General features: G+C 35.6%; 1 pseudogene. It reads right to left on the reverse strand.

The features are described from left to right. Positions 1–368: pseudogene (locus tag PVV65_RS04885) on the reverse strand (recombinase); the annotation flags it as partial.

The raw sequence follows: 368 nt of genomic DNA on the forward strand, positions 1-368 counted from the left end.
TTGTTGTTCGTGAGACATTGGAGCATATTCAATATCTTGGATATGAATATATTCGGCATCTTGTGTAGGTGTGTCTGTTTGTTCTTGTTGTGGGAGATATTGTAGAGCTCTTTCTCTTTGAATATTTTTCTTTTTTCCCAACAGCTCTAAAACCTCTTGTGCTTTTTCATAAGATAGATCTGTTAGATTTTCGACATTCGCGTAAGAGAGAAGATTATCTTCATTTGTTTCAGTTTCTTTAATTAACTGTTTGATTTGTCCAAGCATCTCATAAGAAACAAGTTGTACAGGTGTGGTGTCATTAATACGTTTAGCTTCGTCTTCTTCATAAATGCCAGAAAACCCGAAAGCATAGCGAGCGCATTGTA

It is taken from the genome of Bartonella sp. ML70XJBT (assembly GCF_028618425.1).
In the GTDB taxonomy this organism is placed as follows: Bacteria; Pseudomonadota; Alphaproteobacteria; order Rhizobiales; family Rhizobiaceae; genus Bartonella.